The 19468-nt window shown below is 42.1% G+C and carries 14 protein-coding genes; 10 read left to right on the top strand and 4 right to left on the bottom strand.

Translation table 11 applies throughout. From position 1 onward, the window contains the following. The first annotated feature begins 73 nt into the window (after window positions 1–73). The 5 genes from BMW86_RS04595 to BMW86_RS04575 all read left to right on the top strand — a co-directional run bounded on the left by BMW86_RS04595 (window position 74) and on the right by BMW86_RS04575 (window position 7548). Window positions 74–3310, top strand: a complete 3237-nt coding sequence (locus BMW86_RS04595; RefSeq protein WP_089779403.1) for a SusC/RagA family TonB-linked outer membrane protein — start codon at window positions 74–76, stop codon at window positions 3308–3310. An 18-nt stretch (window positions 3311–3328) separates the two neighbouring features. Then, window positions 3329–4669: a SusD/RagB family nutrient-binding outer membrane lipoprotein gene (locus BMW86_RS04590; RefSeq protein ID WP_089779402.1), complete on the top strand. Its 1341-nt coding sequence runs from the start codon at window positions 3329–3331 to the stop codon at window positions 4667–4669. 89 nt (window positions 4670–4758) lie between these two features. Continuing rightward, window positions 4759–5073, top strand: coding sequence for a DUF3467 domain-containing protein (locus tag BMW86_RS04585; protein ID WP_089779400.1), 315 nt, complete (start codon window positions 4759–4761; stop codon window positions 5071–5073). Between the two features lie 15 nt (window positions 5074–5088). Continuing rightward, complete coding sequence (locus BMW86_RS04580) at window positions 5089–6162, top strand: Ldh family oxidoreductase (RefSeq protein WP_089779398.1); 1074 nt, start codon at window positions 5089–5091, stop codon at window positions 6160–6162. Between the two features lie 63 nt (window positions 6163–6225). After that, on the top strand, window positions 6226–7548 hold the full coding sequence (locus BMW86_RS04575) for an aspartate kinase (protein ID WP_089779395.1): 1323 nt from the start codon (window positions 6226–6228) through the stop codon (window positions 7546–7548). Window positions 7549–7584: 36 nt separating this feature from the next. Here the strand turns inward: BMW86_RS04575 and BMW86_RS04570 are convergent, their stop codons facing one another. Together BMW86_RS04570 and dinB are read right to left on the bottom strand one after the other, a co-directional pair. After that, window positions 7585–10524 carry a DNA polymerase III subunit alpha gene (locus BMW86_RS04570; RefSeq protein ID WP_089779393.1) on the bottom strand — a complete coding sequence of 980 codons (2940 nt, stop codon included), beginning with the start codon at window positions 10522–10524 and terminating at the stop codon, window positions 7585–7587. A 2-nt stretch (window positions 10525–10526) separates the two neighbouring features. After that, entirely contained in the window at window positions 10527–11744 is a 1218-nt protein-coding gene (gene dinB / locus BMW86_RS04565) for a DNA polymerase IV (RefSeq protein ID WP_089779391.1), read from the bottom strand. A gap of 227 nt (window positions 11745–11971) precedes the next feature. Here dinB and BMW86_RS04560 point away from each other — a divergent pair, with 227 nt between their 5' ends. Then, window positions 11972–12646 (top strand): SdpI family protein, encoded by a 675-nt coding sequence (locus tag BMW86_RS04560; RefSeq protein WP_089779389.1) that lies wholly within the window; start codon window positions 11972–11974, stop codon window positions 12644–12646. A 47-nt stretch (window positions 12647–12693) separates the two neighbouring features. Here the strand turns inward: BMW86_RS04560 and BMW86_RS04555 are convergent, their stop codons facing one another. Next, on the bottom strand, window positions 12694–13155 hold the full coding sequence (locus BMW86_RS04555; RefSeq protein WP_089779387.1) for a hypothetical protein: 462 nt from the start codon (window positions 13153–13155) through the stop codon (window positions 12694–12696). A 112-nt stretch (window positions 13156–13267) separates the two neighbouring features. Between BMW86_RS04555 and BMW86_RS04550 the strand changes: the two genes are divergently transcribed. From BMW86_RS04550 to BMW86_RS04535, 4 genes are all read left to right on the top strand, one after another. Then, entirely contained in the window at window positions 13268–14020 is a 753-nt protein-coding gene (locus tag BMW86_RS04550; RefSeq protein ID WP_089779385.1) for an XRE family transcriptional regulator, read from the top strand. Window positions 14021–14636: 616 nt separating this feature from the next. Then, window positions 14637–16424, top strand: a complete 1788-nt coding sequence (locus tag BMW86_RS04545; RefSeq protein ID WP_255372845.1) for a glycoside hydrolase family 2 protein — start codon at window positions 14637–14639, stop codon at window positions 16422–16424. Between the two features lie 324 nt (window positions 16425–16748). Further along, the gene (locus tag BMW86_RS04540) at window positions 16749–17687 is read left to right on the top strand and encodes a methylenetetrahydrofolate reductase (protein ID WP_089779381.1); all 939 of its coding nucleotides are present in this window, start codon (window positions 16749–16751) and stop codon (window positions 17685–17687) included. A gap of 153 nt (window positions 17688–17840) precedes the next feature. Then, the gene (locus tag BMW86_RS04535) at window positions 17841–18683 is read left to right on the top strand and encodes a VanW family protein (protein ID WP_177189151.1); all 843 of its coding nucleotides are present in this window, start codon (window positions 17841–17843) and stop codon (window positions 18681–18683) included. A gap of 158 nt (window positions 18684–18841) precedes the next feature. Here the strand turns inward: BMW86_RS04535 and BMW86_RS04530 are convergent, their stop codons facing one another. Then, a complete protein-coding gene (locus BMW86_RS04530) occupies window positions 18842–19366 on the bottom strand; it encodes a hypothetical protein (RefSeq protein WP_143056483.1) in 525 nt (174 codons plus the stop codon). Between the last annotated feature and the right edge of the window lie 102 nt (window positions 19367–19468).

The raw sequence follows: 19468 nt of genomic DNA, 5'->3' as shown, positions 1-19468 counted from the left end.
GATTCTTATAAATGGCTTTTATCATACTGACTACAAGTTGCATTTAATCATTTGCATAAATTCCAGAACCGTTATGCTTAAACAACTACTAATCCTGTTTTCATTTTTTCTTCTTACGCTCAACATTTCTGCCCAGCAACGTGAAGTCACCGGAAAGGTGACCAGTAACGATGGTGCGCCAATACCGTTTGCTACCATACAAATCAAGGGTACCAACAGGGGTACTACCGCTGGTTCGAATGGGACCTTCCACTTAATAGTGGATGGTAATAATGCTGTTTTACAAATCAGAAGTATAGGTTTTTCCGTTAAGGAAATTACGGTAGGAGATAATTCTACGCTGAATGTGACACTTGCACAGGATAATACCAACCTGCAGGAAGTAATCGTAACGGGGTTGGGTATCCGGCGTGAGAAAAAAGCGTTGGGATATGCTGTACAGGATGTAAAGGGAGATGATCTGGTGAAGGCCAGTCAGGGCGATGCTTTAAGAGCATTGTCCGGTAAAGTGGCCGGATTACAGGTAGTAGGTTCCGGTGGTACACCAGGGGCGGCTACCTATGTTAAATTAAGAGGTACCAATTCACTTACAGGCAATAACCAGCCGCTGTTTGTGATTGATGGTATCCCAATTGATAACTCACAGAATTATTCAGGAGACCCGTCTGATGGTACTAATAATGTATTGCAGGGCGCTACCAATACGAACCGTGGCGCAGATATCAACCCGGATGATATAGAGAGTATTTCTGTATTGAAGGGACCGGCAGCTGCGGCTCTTTATGGTATTGATGCTGCTAACGGTGCTATTATCATTACCACTAAAAAAGGGAAATCCGGCAGGATACAGGTAGAATTCAGTACCGGTGTTTCATTTGATGTGGTAAACAGGTTGCCTAAGATACAGATGGTATATGCCAGAGGCTCAGGTGGAATACTGGCGCCGTTTTCATCAACCAACCGTTATTCCTGGGGCCCAAAAGCAGATACACTGTCCTGGACAGGTATACCAAATGAATATGATCAGCATGGCGATGTAGTAGGACGGTCTGATCCTTCCGCTAAAATGCCCTTCCATCCTTATGATAATACAAAAGACTTCTGGAGGACAGGAACTACTTATAATAATTCCCTTTCTTTTACCGGAGGTTCGGATGTAGCCACCTATAGGATGTCCGTATCGCATCTTTATCAGAACTCTATTGTACCTACACAAAGCCTGCAACGCAGTTCTGTAGCATTTGCAGGACAGTTGAAAGTGTCTGAAAAAGTGAAAGTATCCAGCAATGTTAACTTTACTACATCCGGTGGCAATATGCCTCAGAATGGTAGTAACCTTTCCGGTATCATGCTGGGATTAACGAGAACACCTATCAATTTTGACAATTCCAATGGCGGACTAAAAGCGGATAATCCCAGAACTTATTTATTCTCCAATGGATTACAAAGGTCTTACCGCAATGGTATTTATGATAATCCTTACTGGACAATTAACCAGAACCCCTACACTACAACAGTGAACCGTATTATCGGGAATGTGCAGATGGACTGGGGTATTTCGCAGGACTTTTCCCTTACTTACCGCATAGGAACGGATATCTATAGTGATAACCGTCACCAGTATTATGAAATACAGTCTGGTGCTTATTCTGGTGGTAGAGTGTTTGATGACAGGTACACATATAAAAGTGTGAACTCTGATCTGATTCTTACCTACAGCAAACAGCTCTCTAAAAATTTCCGTCTGGATGCAAAGGTGGGTAATAACTATTACTCCCGTAAACTGGATGAATTATATGTGCAGGGAGATGGATTAACCTCTCCCGGTTATGATAATATCAGTAATGCAACCGCACAGAAGTCGTATAATTTCGTCACTCCATACAGAAGAGCTTCCGGTTATTTTGATATTAACCTGGACTTCATGTCAATGCTGTTCCTGGAAATAACAGGACGTAATGACTGGTCTTCCACTTTACCTAAAAAAACCAATTCATTCTTTTATCCTTCTGCCAGTCTCGGATTTGTGTTTACTGAGCTGGAAGGTTTAAAGGGTGGAGATGTGTTAAGTATGGGTAAGTTGCGTTTATCAGCGGCCCAGGTAGGTAAGGACCCCGGGCCTTTCAATATCCGTTCTTTCTTTACACCTACTACTTATCCTGACGGATATACTACCGGTGTCACTTTCCCGTATGACGGCAAGGGTAGTTTCAGTTTAAATAATGTGTTAGGTAATCCAAATCTGAAGCCAGAGAAAACAGTTTCATACGAAGTTGGTTTACAGTTACAGTTCTTACAGAACAGGTTGGGAGTGGATGCAACGTATTATTATTCCAAAGGTACAGACCTGCTGGTACGTTCTCCGATAGCAGCATCTGCCGGATTCCAGTATGTTACGCTCAATGCAGGTTCTATCCGGAACAAGGGGTTTGAAATGTCATTTACTGCAAAACCAATCGTAGGAAAGATTTTCTCCTGGGATATGATAGTTAACTACAGCATGAACAGGAGCAAGGTGCTTAAACTGGCGCCAGGTATCAACCAGATCACTGTAAATGGTTTTACCGGTACTACAATTTCACATCTGCCGGGTAAGGCTGCAGGGATCATCTATGCTTATGGATGGTTGAGGGATAGCCAGGGCCGCATCGTGATTAGCGATCAGAGCGGAGATTTTGGTTATCCTGTAGTCTCAACGGAACAGACACAGGTGGGTGATCCAAACCCTAAGTTCCTGCTGGGATTTGGTAATACTTTCACTTATAAGGGATTGTCACTGTATACATTGTTCGATTGGAAACACAAGGGTGACATGTGGAATGGTACCCGTGGTTCTTTAATGGCAATAGGTACTTCTGCCTATACATTAAATCGTGGTAGTAACAATCTTTTCCAGGGTGTATTGGGGCATCTGAATGATGCCGGCGAGATTGTACATAATGATGGCGCTGCAGAGAAACCTGGAGCAGGAGCAGCCAATACAACAGCAGTGCCTCTTGATCAGGCCTGGTACCAGGGTAATGGTGGCGGCTTTGGCGCACAGACAGAAACATTTATAGATGATGCTTCTTATATTAAACTACGTGAAGTAAGTCTTGCTTATGATTTTAACCTTTCAAAATTTGATAAGGGAAAATTCATTAAAACGATATCTGCCAGTTTGTTTGCCCGTAATATCCTGTTATGGTCTCCCTACAAAGGGATAGATCCGGAAACCAGTCTTACAGGGGCTACCAATGCGCAGGGCATTGATTATTTTAATATGCCCGGCACTTCCAGTTATGGATTGAACCTGAAGTTTAAATTCTAAACAGTAAAAAAGTAAGACATGTTACGTACTACAAAATATATACTACCAATATTGATCCTGTTGCTCGTTTCGCAGGGTTGTAAGAAAGCATACTTTTATAGTGGTATTAATGACGATCCTTCCCAGTTAAAAGCGCCTACACCATCTGCTATATTGCCAGGGGTTATTCTATCGAGCGCTTACACATGGGGTGGGGATGCCTCCCGTTTTGCTTCCATCTTTATGCAACAGGTTACAGGTGCCGCTAATCAGTCAGCCAGTTATAACAGTTATATACTCACACCGGATGATGTGGATAATATGTGGTATGCCGGTTTTTACGGCGCTATTATGACCAATGTAGATACCCTCATAAAAATAGCTGTCAGCAAAGGACAGTTACATTATGCAGCATTGGGTAAAATCCTGATGGCCAATGACCTGGGAGTGGTTACAGATTACTGGGGAGATGTTCCTTATACAGACGCATTTCAGGGGTTAAACAACTCCCAGCCAACATATAACACCCAGCAACAGATCTACGATACTTTGCAGAGCTTACTGGATCAGGCCATTACCGAACTGTCTACAGATGATGGCAGTGCTTTCCAGCCCAGCAGCTCGGATGACCTTTTATTTGACGGAGACCTGGATATGTGGCTCAAATTTGCGCATTCACTGAAGGCCAAATTCTATCTGCATGTGGTGAAGGTCGATGCTACTGCGCTGGCAAAAGCAAAGGCACAGATCGCTGACGGATTTGCTGACGGGGAAGGTGCATTTGTGAAGTTTGTGGGAAGCAGCGCCGCTACCACTCAGGCACCCTGGTTCCAGTTCAATGACCAGCGTGCGGATATTACATTCGACGGGTATCTGAACGACCTGTTGTATACTAACGAAGATCCCCGGTACAGCGTTTATTTCGATACTTCCGACAGCACCCTGTTGGGTACTTTATATGGTTCCGCCAATTCTCCTGTATATTTCATGTCTTATGAAGAACTGAAGTTCATTGAGGCAGAAGTGGCATTCAGGAACAGCGATAAAACAACCGCAGCTGCATCCTACAATGAAGCTATAAGGGCAAACCTGGAAAGGACTGTAGGCAGCACCACTTACCTGGCCACGGTGATGAAATCGGCCGCTACTGTTACTTTAAAGGATATTATAGTACAGAAATACATTGCTTTGTTCCTGGATCCGGAAACCTGGACAGACTGGCGCAGGACGGGCTATCCCGCATTAACGGCCCCTGCTAACAATGCATTGAACGGAGCGCTGCCCCGTTCTGTATATTATCCCAGCAGTGAGGTCCGTTATAATAAAAATACTCCGGCCAATACCACGCTCACACGCAGGGTATGGTGGGATGCACAGTAATTTAAGGGGAACATAATACAATACTTATAAAAAGAGACCTTTCATATTGAGGTCTCTTTTTTACATTTGTACCGCAAAAGCAAAATAATATGGAAAATCAGCAGGAAGAACAGAGCCAGCTTAATATTGAGTTAAGTGAAGAAATAGCAGAAGGTATATATGCCAATCTGGCTATCATTACACATTCCAACGCGGAGTTTGTAGTAGATTTTGTTAATGTGATGCCCGGTTTGCCAAAGGCAAAGGTGAAGTCCCGTATTATACTGACGCCACAGCATGCCAAACGCTTCATGAGAGCCATGGTGGATAATATCAAGAAGTATGAGTCTGTACATGGGGCTATCCAGGACCAGGAACCGGTAAACCTGCCCATGAACTTTGGCGGACCAACAGCACAGGCATAATCGTATAATCGGATCATGAGTCATATAGTTTCCTATCAACACCTGCGTGATTTTACCAGGGAAGTCTTTGTGCGTATGGGTTGTTCTTCCGCAGATGCGGATACGGCCAGCGAAGTATTATTGTCAGCCGACCTTAGAGGCATCGATTCCCACGGAGTAGCCCGGTTAACCGGTTACGTGCGGCTATGGGAGGCCGGACGTATCAATACAAAGCCCAATATCCGTATTGTACACGAAACGCCCAGCACGGCAGTTGTAGACGGCGATAGCGGTCTGGGGCTGGTAGTAGCGCCTTTTGCCATGGCCATCGCCATTCAGAAGGCCACCGCTGTAGGCACCGGCTGGGTAAGCGTAAAGAATTCCAATCACTTCGGTATTGCGGGGCAGCATGCCATGATGGCCCTTGAAAAGGACATGATAGGTATGGCTATGACCAATGCCAGCCCGCTGGTAGCACCTACTTTTGCTACAGAGCGTATGCTGGGTACCAACCCTATTGCAGTAGCCATCCCTGCCAATGAGCAGCCGCCCTTTGTGGCTGACTTTGCCACTACTACCGCTGCCAACGGCAAGCTGGAGATCCTGCAGCGCAAGCATGAGGAAGCTCCCACCGGCTGGATACAGGATAAAGATGGACAATCAAGTACCAATCCACACGAACTGAAAGATGGTGGCGCCTTGCTGCCCCTTGGTGGCGACCGTGACCATGGAAGTCATAAGGGATATTGCCTGGGTTCCATCGTAGATATATTCTCGGCTGTTCTCTCAGGCGCCAACTATGGCCCCTGGGCACCTCCGTTCGTGAGCTTTTTACCCCTGGCACCAGACCCTGTAGGGCAGGGCCTCGGACATTTCCTGGGCGCTATGCGCATTGACGCATTCCGGCCGGCAGATGAGTTTAAATCTCATATGGACAACTGGATTACCCGTTTCAGGAACGCTACCCCGGTAGCCGGAGAAAAGGTGCTGATCCCGGGAGATCCGGAGCGGGAAATGGAAAAGGAGCGGAGAGAAGCAGGCATTCCATTGGTGGATGCAGTGGTAAAAGACCTGCAGGAAGTAGCCGGAAAATTTAAATTGAATTTTTAAAATAAGGTTAAACACCGAACTTGCGGCTTTTTAGCCAGTAAACATATAACAATACAACAGCAAATGAAGATCTTAAAATTTGGCGGCACTTCTGTAGGTAAACCTGAAAGAATGCATGCCGTAGCCGAACTGGTGACTGCCGACAATTCCCCGAAAATAGTGGTGTTGTCTGCATTGTCCGGCACTACCAACTCATTGGTAGAGATTGGACAATCATTGTCTGAAGGGAAAAAGGAACAGGCCAAGGAACGGATAGACAAGCTGGAAGCACATTACAGAACATTCTGTGAAGCACTGGTGAAACAGGCAGCTTTCCGTGCTAAGGCCAACGCTGTTGTAGATGAACATTTTGAGTTCCTGAACATCATTCTTAAGATCTCTTTCAACGAGGCGCTTAATAAGGATATCCTGGCACAGGGTGAGTTATTATCCACTAAGTTATTCAGCGTATACCTGGAAGAAGCCGGTGTTGCAGCTGTGCTGATCCCTGCGCTCGACTTCATGAGTATAGACGAGTTTGAAGAGCCGGAAATTCCCCGTATTAAGATCAGACTGGGTACTATGCTGGAAAAGCATCCCGGCCAGACCATCTTCATTACACAGGGATACATCTGCCGTAATGCAAGAGGTGAAGTAGATAACCTGAAACGTGGTGGCAGCGATTATTCTGCTTCCCTGATCGGCGCTGCCATACAGGCCAGCGAAATACAGATCTGGACAGATATCGATGGCATGCACAATAACGATCCAAGGGTAGTGAACAAAACCTTCCCTATCGAGCAGTTGTCTTTTGATGAAGCGGCGGAACTGGCTTACTTCGGCGCTAAAATCTTACATCCTGCTTCTATATGGCCTGCACAGCATTTTAACATTCCGGTTAAATTGCTGAACACTATGCAGCCCGAAGCAAGAGGTACTATCATTACCGAATTACCTAACGGAGATGGAGTAAAAGCAATCGCAGCAAAAGATGGTATCATCGCTATCAAAATCAAATCCAGTCGTATGCTGCTGGCATATGGTTTCCTGCGTAAGATCTTCGAAGTGTTTGAAAAATACCGTACTCCTATCGATATGATCACTACTTCTGAAGTAGCTGTTTCCCTGACGATAGAAAGTACCCTGCACCTGGATCAGCTGCTAAAAGAACTGCAGCCGTTTGGTACAGTAGAATTGGATCATCACCAGACCATCGTATCGATTGTAGGTAATGAAGTAGCAGCTACACCATCTATCCTGAAAAGAGTATTTGATGCACTGAATGAAGTGCCTTTAAGGATGATCTCTTATGGTGGCAGCCGTCATAACATTTCTATCCTGATAGGCGGACAACATAAAATCAAAACATTACAACTCCTGAATAAAGGATTGTTTGATCTTGAATAATACTATTGAAAAAGGATGGCGATAAGCCATCCTTTTTCAATTATCCTCAAAGTATCCGATCTTCCGCATATAACTCACCTCTATCGTATACACATCATATTCTTCTGTTACCTTCCCCTGCAGTATATAAAACCCGCCTTTCTGAAAAGGATATGTTCTGAGTATATCCGGGAAATGTACCGTATCAATAAAATCTCCATTTGCATCCAGAAAAGTACCAAAGCTCATAGGAATGCCTTTAGCGGTATGAATACCTTTTGTGCATACTAAGTAACCAAGCGTGGAAATTGTTTCGTTTTTATACCGTTTAAAATCCCTTGCAGGGATATAATGGTTTTGCTCATGATGCAGCAGGCTGAAAGGAGAACACAAAGGAAATCCCAGTAACGCAATTTCATCAAAAGCATTTTCATGTTCGTAATAAGAAAGCATAGGTAACTGGCAGTCGGGCAGTTGTTCCACAAAGAGTGGCTGTATATGATCAGGTACCTTGCTCCTAAGCAGCAGACTGCTTTTCCACAGCAATTCTTTTTTGGTATAGGTATCAAAACCAAAAGCACCAATCCTGATGAGTATATCCAGTTGTTCAGGAGGAGGAGCTATACGTGTGGTGAAGTCTTCCAGGCTTTTATACAAGCCATAGGTAGCACGTTCCTGCAGTACATCTTCTACCCATTTTTGTTCCAGCCCTTCTATATGAATGAAACCTGTATACACCGTTTTTCCTGTTATTCTCGTATAGTAATCACTGTTATTCATACAGGGTGCTTGTATGGATACTCCTGTTTTTTGCAGTTCACGAAAATATAATTCCCGGTTATAAAAACCACCGAAGTTATTGATCACCGCTACCATGAATTCTGCGGGATAATATGTTTTTAAAAAGAGGCTCTGATAGCTCTCCACCGCAAAACTGGCGGAGTGTGCTTTAGAGAAGGAAAAGCCTGAAAAGCTGGCGATCTGCCGCCATAATTCTTTCGTTACTTCCGGTGGACGATTCAGTCTTGTGCAGTTACCGAAGAACTGATCTTCTATCTTCTGAAAATCCCCCTGTCCCCGGTATTTCCCTGCCATTGCTCTGCGCAGGATATCTGCATCTGCAAGGTCCATATCTGCATATTCATGTACGATCTTGATCACATCTTCCTGGTATACCATGATCCCAAATGTTTCATACAATACATCTTTGATGATGGGATGCAAATAGACTACTTTATCCTGATTACGGAAGTTGTGTACATACTGCCGCATCATGCCGGATTGTGCTACACCAGGGCGTATCACAGAACTGGCAGCTACCAGTGTCAGGTAATCCTCACATTGCAGTTTCAGTAACAGCTGACGCATGGCAGGAGATTCTATATAGAAACAACCAATGGTATTAACCGTGCTTAATTGTTTTTTAATGAGCGGATCGCGCATAAAAGATTTTACATCATGGATATCTATATCTGCTCCATGATTCTCTTTGATGATACCAATAGCATCGCGTATATGTCCCAGTCCGCGCTGACTTAAAATATCAAATTTAAATAACCCGATGGCCTCTGCCTGATGCATATCCAGTTGTGCAGTGCTGAATCCTTTGGGTGGCATATGAGTAGCGCAATGCTGATGAATAGGATCTTCACTGATCAGTATCCCACCAGCGTGAATACTCAGGTGATTTGGGAATGCCTTCTTTCCGGCCATTAACTGGCTGAACTGTAAAATCTGCGCCTGCACATTATCTCCTTTCAGATCAATGGCAAAAGGGGTATCCAGTATCTTATCTATTTCATGTTTGGGTAAACCATATACTTTCCCTAATTCACGGATAGTCGCATTCTCCTGAAAGGTGGTCACTGTACCTAATAATGCTGTATGTTCATCACCGTACGTCTTAAATACGTAGTCGATAATTTCATCTCTGTCGCGCCAGGAAAAGTCTATATCAAAATCGGGAGGAGAGCTGCGGTATGGATTTAAGAATCTTTCAAAATAAAGTTTTAGTTCGATAGGATCTACGTCTGTAATCTCCAGGCAATAAGCCAGGATGGAGTTGGCTCCACTGCCACGACCTACATAGAAAAATCCTTTTTCCTGTGCAAATCGTATGATATCCCAGGTGATGAGGAAGTAACCGTTAAAGTGTTGCTGCTGTACTACTTTTAATTCCTTTTCAATACGTTCCTTTGCCTCATCATTATCAGGGCCGTAACGTTTCAGCATGCCTTCATAAGCCAGCTCACGTAATTTCGCCTGGTCTTCTGCTTCACTGTTTAAGAAGTATTTTTTATTACGTGGTACTTTGAAATCAAAATCTATTTCACAGGCATCTATTACTCTTAATGTATTAGCAATAATATGAGGATACTGTTCATACTTATCAAATAATTCTCCCGGAGTAATCAGGCATTCATCCGGTTTTGCAGTAGTATGATCAGATAACTGAGTAATGAGGATATTCTGATCTATAGCACGTAATACCCGGTGTAACTGATAATGTGCTTCATCCTGAAAAGTAACAGGTTGTAAGATCACCAGTTTATCTTTATGCGTTAATGTATCTACGCGAAACAATTTATTGATCTCTCTTGGCCGTATACCTGCCAGTTCATTCTCCGCCAGCTCTGGTAAAGGGATACATCCCCAGGCATAAATAACGAATGTTCCGGGGAAGAAAGGAGCACGATCGGGGAAAGGGTCTTTTCTATGCAGATGTTCTGATAAGAAACGGTTGATATGAAACCAGCCGTTCATATCACGTGCCAGGAGGATGTATTTGAAATCATGTTCATTGCGGCACTCTAATCCTATGATAGGTTTAATAGCATTATTCCGGCATTCTTTTACGAAGTTCCAGGTATCGGAAGTGATATTGATATTGGTAAGTGCCAGAGAAGTGATGCCGTTTTCACGGGCATGTTTTACTAGGTTATCAGTACTGATGGTACCATACCGCAAGCTGAAAAATGATTTGCAGTTCAGATACATATTTATCTTGTTTTTCTGGGAAAAGGCGTTACAGGAGGAGTTTCTTTTTTACGTGATTTACCTGGCGGCGCAGCATTGGTCCCTTTCATCAGGTATTGCCATCCGAAGCGGTTTTTAATATGATCTATAGCCTGATAAAGTGCAATCATTTCCTGTGTATCATCGAAAATGCTGATCTGGTAATTTCCCTGCACCAGGTGACTGAAACGTACGCCTATCAGGCGAATCAGCAACCGTCTGTCATATAGTTTATTGAACAGTTCTTTTACTTTGGCCAGGAGTACGTGATCTGATCCTGTATAGGCGATGGTCATTTGTTTTGTAACCGTTTCGAAATCGGAGTAACGGATTTTTACAGTCACACAACCGGTCAGTTTATCCTGTTGTCGTAATTCGAAGGCAATCTTTTCCGTCATACGTACGAGTTCAGCATGAATGAACTGCATGTCTATTGTATCTGTAGAAAAGGTACTTTCTGTAGAGATAGATTTTTGTTCATGAAAGGGTACTACCGGAGATTCATCGATCCCATTTGCCTTATTCCATAATGAGATCCCGTTTTTCCCCAGCCATGCTTCCAGCAGTGCTACGGGTATTTCACTCAGTGTTTTTACTGTTTCCACACCACGTCGTCTTAGTTGTCCGGCGGTCTCTTTTCCCACCATGGGTAATTTCTCTACAGGCATAGGCGCCAGGAATGATTTCTCATCACCGAAAATGATTTCCTTCTGCCCGTTAGGCTTGGCTTCGTTGGTAGCCACTTTGGAAATCATTTTATTGGATGCCAGTCCGAATGAAACGGGGAGTTTCATTTTACGGATGATATGCTGTCGTAATTCTACAGTCCATTTCATGGAACCGAAGAACTTATCCATGCCGGTAAGGTCCAGGTAAAATTCATCGATGGATGACTTCTCATACAGAGGAGCCTTTTCCGCGATAATATCAGTAATCTCCCGGGAGAGGTTGCTGTATAGTTCCATATCCCCTTTGCGTATCAGTGCATGCGGGCATAGTTTAAGCGCCGTTTTCATGGGCATGGCAGAGTGGATGCCGTATCGGCGGGCTTCATAGCTGCAGGCAGCTACTACTGCACGGTCTCCCAGGCCGCCTACAAGTAGTGGTTTCCCTTTCAGACTGTTATCTTCCCTGCATTCTACAGACACAAAGAAGCTATCCATATCGAAATGGGCGATGGACCTGTGTTGTAAAGTGATCATAATCAAAATATGGCCATCACCCGATTTGTCAGGGAAGAAGATTAAGCGATTCAAATGGTTCTTTCTTAAGTAACCGGATGTGGCTCTTTTTATCAAAACTACTAATATTATTAGCAATAACTAAAAATATTAGTACTATAACTAAACAATAACAATCTGATTAGAACAATAGGGTATAGATGCGGGTATAGTATTTGATCGATCTTCTTACACAAAAACACTTTTCCATGAAAAAGCCTGATATTGGCCAAGAGTTGCTGTTATTGTTGTTATTACTTTTACCCATGGTTTACCTGGGTATTATATGGCCATCACTGCCTGATATCATCCCTACAAATTTCAGCATCAAAGGTGTTCCTGAACGGGTAGGTCTCAAGAGTGACTTCCTGTTATTGATGATTTTCCTTTTCCTTACCAATCTGGTGTTATATTTTCTCTTCCGTTATATGCCTCATGTGGAAGAGCCTACGCTCAGTAGCGAACCGCTGAACGTATTGCAGGCTAAGTATTACCGGATTCGTTTCCTGATCCATATTTATCTGGCCGTATTTACTGGTGTGATCATTTTTATGGTTAGTCAGGGCCGGCCGTTTGTAATGGAGAGATGGGTATTTTCCGGGGTAGGCGTTTTAATAACAGGGATAGGATTTTATCTGAGAAGGTTACAGCCTAATTATTTTGTGGGGGTGAGAACGACGTGGACGTTAAAGAGTACTGATATCTGGCGGCAAACGCATCAGATGGCGGGTACGTTGTGGATCTGTGCAGGGTTTGTGACCATTATCGCGGGGTTCTTCATGCCGGTGGTAACGGGAGTGTTCCTGCTGATATTTTTAGGGGCAATACTGGCCGCATTGCCTTATATCTACTCTTACCGGTTGTTTAATACGGATAAGGGGTGAATAAAAGCGGGTGTATACTCAAAGTATACACCCGCTTTAGTTCGTTATTACAGCCAGCCTCTGCCTCCACCTGCAACGCGGAACGGCCATGGAATAAGCAGGAATACCAGGATCAGCGCGATGCCGAAAAATATGAGAGCAGTTTTGTGTTTCTTTGCATCAGTAGATGCTTTTTTCACTTTGGAATAGCCAATATGCACCAGTACAAAAGCAATCACTGCCATTGTAATATGTTCTACAGCATAAAAGCGGAGTACACTATCTTTCATCGCAAATTTCATATTCTGCAATGCCGTTTGTACTACGGGACTGGTTACGAAGTAAAGCACCAGGCCAACCAGTAACTGCAGATCAAAGAAGATCATATAGAAAAGACCTGCTTTTTTATCAGCGCCTGTAAAAGGTGTTTTACCGCTAACGCCCATAAAAGCACGAAGAACGGCCCAGATGCCGGCCAGCAAAATAGCCCATCTTAACAGCGAGTGAATAAGTAACAAAGTGTTATGCATAAATATTGAGTTGGATTTACCGCGCAAAAATAAGTCACCCAACCGGAATATATTTGGTTATTACCAAAATTATATGCTAATTTTGTTAGTAATGTACTAAATTATTTAGATTATGTCAGTAGTGTGCCGCAATTTGAAGTTCCTGCGTAAGCAGAAAGGATGGACTCAGCAAGAGTTTGCTGATAAATTAGGGATCAAACGTTCCCTGCTTGGAGCTTATGAAGAAGAGCGTGCAGAGCCACGTACGGAAGTACTGGAACTGGTAAGTGATATGTTCCGTGTATCCATTGACGACTTATTACGTCGTGATGTGGGATCTCAGAAGGAGAATTTCCTGGAAAAGCGCCGTCAGCTGAAAATGTCTAATGACAGGCAGCAGATAGAGTTTGTACCGGTAAAAGCAGCTGCGGGTTATCTGGCGGGATATAATGATGATGAGTTCATTGAAGAACTGAACACATTTACCTTACCGATGATGGGTGCAGGTAGTTACCGTGCTTTTGAAATAGCCGGAGACTCTATGTTACCTACACCATCAGGTTCTGTGATTGTTTGTCACAAGGTAGATGGATGGGAAGAGATCCGCAATAACGAAGCGTATGTGGTGGTGACTACCCGTGAAGGGATTGTGTACAAACGTATCCTCAAGAGTAACCGTACTAAGGGAAAGATCACCCTGGTCTCCGATAACCCCCAATTTGAGCCTTATGCGGTGGGTATGGACGAGGTGCTGGAACTCTGGCAGTCAGATGCTGTAATCAGCAAATCAGGGCAGCAAAGCCGCCTTAGCGTAAACCACCTGGCAGATATGGTTAGCCATTTACAGGATCAGGTAAGTTTGCTGAAGAAGCGGATTAAGAATTAAGTTCGTAATATAATATCGCATTCAAACCGACTCCGTAAGAAGTATCCTGTGAAGGAACCTCTTACGGAGCCGGTTTTTTTGTTTAAGGTAATTAAATCGCCTCAATTGCTTTTGAAGATGGCTTCAAATGATCCGTGAGCAGTATGATACACCTTCACAGATTATAATAAGACCCTATGTAAAGTAGAATCGAACAGGTATTGATAAGGTTCATCCTACGTTCATCCTACGTTCGCAACGTAGGATGAACGTAGGATGAACCTTATCAATACCTGTTCGATCCCTTTTCTTAACAATACTTCTTAGAATCTGAGTACCTGTTAATGTGTCTTATTGATTAGAGACACTATTCTTCCATATATTAAAAGCGCGACTTAACTTATGGCTATTAAAACGTAAAATGATAAACCCATCTATGAAATTGCTTTACTCCCCTTTGAAGGTGGTATCACCGTATTTGTAGATCCAGAAGGGCTGACAAGCAGAATGATGATATCCGGGCCGTTCCGTGACAGCGTAGTAGGAGTATCTTGATATTGAAGAAAAAAATGTATTTTGTTTCAAGTGTAACCTTTACCAATATATTCTAATGACAACAAAAAAATGTCTGCTTTTTTTGGGACCTATACTGTTCCATGCTGTCTTTGTTAAAACTTCTTTAGCGCAGCAACTGAAACTACCTACCCAATGGACAAAGGCTGCAATGGAATCAACAGCTCCTTTTCCGGAATACCCTCGTCCTCAGTTGGAACGCAAGGAATGGATGAGTTTAAATGGGAAATGGGATTATATTGGCGGTAAACACGTTGCCAGCGCTTTATCCCCCGTTAAGCCGGTGAATTTTAGTGATAAAACCGAAAAAATACTGGTTCCTTACTGTCCGGAGTCAGTCCTTTCAGGCATTGAGCGTAATCAGGAGATAAATATGTGGTACAGCCGGACATTTGAAATTCCTTCTGCCTGGAATCGCAAACAGATCATTATAAATTTCGATGCGGTTGATTATGATGCAACCTTATTTGTCAATGGAGAAAAAGCAGGATCACATTCCGGTGGTTATAGTTCTTTTCATATAAATATCACAAAATTTCTAAAAGCAGGTACCAATACGATCGTCGTTGCGGCGCATGATACAAATGATGGCAGGACACCCTCCGGTAAGAATGGTCCGCGGGGAGATTATACTTTTACTTCAGGCATCTGGCAAAGTGTATGGCTGGAGCCGGTAAGTGAACATTACATTAAAAACATCCGGCTACTACCTGATCTGGTAAACAACAGACTTGAAGTATTTGTAGATGCTGATGCAGCACTGGTGCAGGCTACTGCATTTGATGGAAAGAAAATGGTGTCTGAGATCTCAGGACGCTCCGGAACGAAATTATATATTCCGATAAAGGATCCCAAGGTATGGTCGCCAGATAGCCCATTTCTGTATGATCTTACCATCGTCCTGACCGATAACAAAGGGAATCTCACTGATGAGATCAAGAGCTATTTTGGTATGCGTGATATTAAACTTGGTAACGTGAACGGGGTGATAAGACCGCTGTTGAATAATAAGTTTGTGATGCAGGTTGGATTACTCGATCAGGGATATTGGCCTGATGGTATTCTCACAGCACCTACAGAGGAGGCTTTAAAATACGACATCGAATTTACCAAAAAAGCGGGTTTCAATTTAATCAGAAAACACATGAAGACTGAGCCCAAACGCTTCTATTATTGGGCGGATAAACTTGGTCTGTTGATATGGCAGGATATGCCGGCTATCTGGTATCAGCACGAAGACACTGCAAAGGTAAGAAGCGTTTTCCGAAAGGAATTACATGCCATGATCGATGATCTTTATAATTCCCCTTCTATCATTACCTGGGTGCCATTCAATGAGAATTGGGGCGCTTTTGATGTAAAAGAGATGACTGACTGGGTGAAAAAGCTCGATCCGTCAAGACTGGTAAATGGCAATTCAGGATTTAATAATAATCCTGGTTATCAAAAGGCAGCTGGAGATCCTGGAAATGGGGACTTTGTAGATACGCATATTTATGTTGGACCGGATGGTGCTTCAAAACCTGACGGCAAACGCGTTGCATCACTTGGTGAATTTGGTGGCGTCGGTTTGTTTGTACGGGGACATATGTGGCCGGTAGAGAATAATGCTTATGCTTATGAGGCGACCAGAGATAGACTAACTGACAAGTATGTACTTCTGATGGATCAGGTGGAGCAGTTGATGCGATATCAGGGTTTAAGTATTGCCGTGTACACGCAGACGACGGATGTTGAACATGAGGTGAATGGTATACTGACTTATGACAGGGCTGTAGAGAAAATGGATATTGAAAGGGTGAAAGCGGTGAATGAGGCAGTGATAAACGCGGGGAATAAGTTAAATCCTTAGCAGGGCATTCTCCCGGAAAAATTTGTAAACTTGAATTTCCAATTAGTAAAATACAATCGGCTGCTGGCTGATCATAAAACAAAAAGGTCGGAGAATTCTCCGACCTTTCTTTTTCCTCTCTTCTGAGCCCGTTACGGGCCTGCTTCTCAAGGATCAATTCTTTTGCCCCAACAATTTCATGAAAAAATCAGCTACAATTCCCCAATACTACGTAGCGATATATACCCCTCTATGCCTAATTAGCAAAATTATCAGATCTGAAAAATATTAATATTTTCTTTACTTTTGAGCTAATGCAGAGCAATTATCTGAAATTTTGGTAAAATGTATACAAAAACAACACTAAGGGATAAAATCATAGAAGCAAAGACAGGATTAGTTTTTTACAGCCTAACACCTCCTAAAATTAATACTGAGGAAAACAAAGTTTTAACTATTGCCAATAATCAGATTGAGCGGCTGAAATATCTCGACATTGATGGACTGATATTATATGATATCCAGGATGAATCATTAAGAACAGAAAAGGAAAGAACATTTTCATTTATACCTACGATTGCTCCTGAGCATTATGGTAAAGAATTCTTATCTGAATTAAACATTCCCAAAATCGTATATAAAAGTATCGCCAACCTGACAAAAACGGATTTTCAAAACTGGTTAATCAGAAATGAAAATCTGGAATATGTCGTGTTTGTTGGTGCCTCTTCTCACCAGCAGATCGAAGCAACGAACTTTTCTTTATTTGATGCTTATAATATAAAAAAAGAGTTTGCCAATAAACTATTGTTGGGCGGGGTAACTATCCCGGAGAGGCATAGTAAGAAAGGAGATGAGCACATCAGGCTTTTTAATAAGATGGATAATGGTTGTAATTTCTTTGTGTCTCAATGTGTTTACAATTTGAATGATACTAAAGATTTACTGTCAGATTATTACTACCATTCACTGGAAACAGGCAATAATGTTGCTCCTGTCATTTTCACATTAGCTCCTTGTGGATCATTCAAAACATTGCAGTTCATGGAGTGGCTGGGGATTCAGGTTCCCAAATGGTTATACAATGATTTGAAACATTCCAAAGATATTCTGGAGGCATCTATAAATACATCAACTAATATAGCCACTGAGATTCTTAACTATGCCAATGCTAAGAATATTCCTGTAGGGTTTAACATTGAGAGCATTTCAATTAAGAAAGAGGAGATCGAAGCAGCACAAGAATTATTGGGCAATATTATGCATCTTGTCAAACGCAACTGAGGCTAGTTTCGAATACTACCGGCGTAAAACCGGCACCCATCTCTAGTGGAAACTTACTAAACAATAAAAGAATAAAATCTCAGTATGTTTGTCAAAACTATATGATTTACAAGAGTAAAATATCTGCTACAGAAGCAGGCAAATCATTTAAAATTGAAGAATAAATCTAAAAAATTACTTAGCCAGCGACATCCTTTATTTTATTTCATTTCTGTTTGGACCAAACGCGTCAAAAGACAATTGACATGGCATATTGACAATAAAAAGTATGCATCATTCAGATCAACTGATGAACTGGAATATCGAATCAAGAAACATCAATCTGTTTTGCTTAAAAAACTAGGAGAGAATAATGAACAGTTGCAAATTAATAAGGTTACGAATCTTAAAATTGCAGCCAGTAAAATAAATGGTGTAGAAATAAGGCCGGGAGAGACTTTTTCGTTTTGTAAACTTGTAGGACGACCAACAAAACGAAAAGGGTATTTATTAGGAATGGAATTAACATTCGGTGAAGCAAGAGCGGGAATTGGAGGTGGTATTTGTCAAATATCGAATCTCATACATTGGTTAGTTATCCATAGCCCATTGACAGTAACAGAACGATATCATCATTCATTTGATCCATTTCCTGATGACGGAAGAGTTTTACCATTTGGTAGCGGTGCAACAGTATTTTATAATTACAGAGATTATCAATTTACTAATAATACTGCATGTACCTTTCAAATTAATCTTTGGTTCTCCGATAAATGTCTGGAGGGAGAATTAAGGATTAACAAAGAACTTGATTATGCTTATCATATCGAAGAAAGAGAACACCAGTTTTTAAAAATTGATTCCCTTTTTTATAGAAAAAATGAGATTTGGCGACATAAAATATTAAAATTTCAAAGTGGCAAAGTAATAGAGACAGAACTAGTTACAAAAAATTTCGCGAGAGTTACTTATACCCCGGATAATTATATAGAAGTAGAGGCATCGAACTATAGCTAATAAAAACTTTCTATTGAGATAGAAATAAATGATGTTTTTCAGAACATTCTAAGAGATAAGAATGGAGATTTAGATATAAGGTATGCTAAACCTGATGGACTTCATCTAAATGAGAAGGGGTATGAGATCTGGGTTAAACTTTTAAAGGCACAGAAACATTAATGTGTAATGGGTAATGCAGAATAAACCGGGGTGTAAAAGGGAGAATAGCTATTGTAGCCGCCTCTGCTTACACCAATACTACCGGAAATGGAGAACGTTCTTTCATTGTTGATATACATTACGCCTATTTTCGCATCCGAATAAGCGCTAAGGTTGTTAGTCTGCATTAAGTTATTGTTCTTGTTAATCGCAGGTTGATAAGGCATGCTGTTGTAATGAAAAATATAAGGTGCCACCGATACACCTGCGAAGGCATACAGGTTATTGGTCAATTGACGGTTAATCTGCAATGTCAAAGGTACCGACAAGAAGGAACCACTCCCTCCTTTAAATGCTACAAAGCCAGTGGAAACGCCAGCATATTTTGTGACAAACCATTTCCTTTGGATATTGTTGCTATCGTTTTGAGGGTGTTTGAAGGCGGATTGCGTGCCATTCATAGCTCCAAAAGATGAAGCTGTCTGTGCCTTTACAGCCATACTCAACATTAAAATAGCGGCAAAAAGGATTGTCCGTTTCATGTTAATAAAGATAAGCATCCTTTTTTATTAAAATGCTAACATAATCACAATATTGGAATAGCTACGATTGAATCTGACAGGCTCGAAAACTTATTATCAGTA

The organism is Chitinophaga sp. YR573 (assembly GCF_900110995.1).
Taxonomy (GTDB): Bacteria; Bacteroidota; Bacteroidia; order Chitinophagales; family Chitinophagaceae; genus Chitinophaga.
The sequence above is the reverse complement of the archived record's forward strand: the minus strand, read 5'-3'. Positions and strand labels throughout refer to the sequence as shown.

Coding starts and splice junctions, on each gene's coding strand:
- BMW86_RS04595 (WP_089779403.1), top strand. CDS start 74: ATGCTTAAACAACTACTAATCCTGTTTTCATTTTTTCTTCTTACGCTC.
- BMW86_RS04590 (WP_089779402.1), top strand. CDS start 3,329: ATGTTACGTACTACAAAATATATACTACCAATATTGATCCTGTTGCTC.
- BMW86_RS04585 (WP_089779400.1), top strand. CDS start 4,759: ATGGAAAATCAGCAGGAAGAACAGAGCCAGCTTAATATTGAGTTAAGT.
- BMW86_RS04580 (WP_089779398.1), top strand. CDS start 5,089: ATGAGTCATATAGTTTCCTATCAACACCTGCGTGATTTTACCAGGGAA.
- BMW86_RS04575 (WP_089779395.1), top strand. CDS start 6,226: ATGAAGATCTTAAAATTTGGCGGCACTTCTGTAGGTAAACCTGAAAGA.
- BMW86_RS04570 (WP_089779393.1), bottom strand. CDS start 10,524: ATGTATCTGAACTGCAAATCATTTTTCAGCTTGCGGTATGGTACCATC.
- dinB (WP_089779391.1), bottom strand. CDS start 11,744: ATGATCACTTTACAACACAGGTCCATCGCCCATTTCGATATGGATAGC.
- BMW86_RS04560 (WP_089779389.1), top strand. CDS start 11,972: ATGAAAAAGCCTGATATTGGCCAAGAGTTGCTGTTATTGTTGTTATTA.
- BMW86_RS04555 (WP_089779387.1), bottom strand. CDS start 13,155: ATGCATAACACTTTGTTACTTATTCACTCGCTGTTAAGATGGGCTATT.
- BMW86_RS04550 (WP_089779385.1), top strand. CDS start 13,268: ATGTCAGTAGTGTGCCGCAATTTGAAGTTCCTGCGTAAGCAGAAAGGA.
- BMW86_RS04540 (WP_089779381.1), top strand. CDS start 16,749: ATGTATACAAAAACAACACTAAGGGATAAAATCATAGAAGCAAAGACA.
- BMW86_RS04530 (WP_143056483.1), bottom strand. CDS start 19,366: ATGAAACGGACAATCCTTTTTGCCGCTATTTTAATGTTGAGTATGGCT.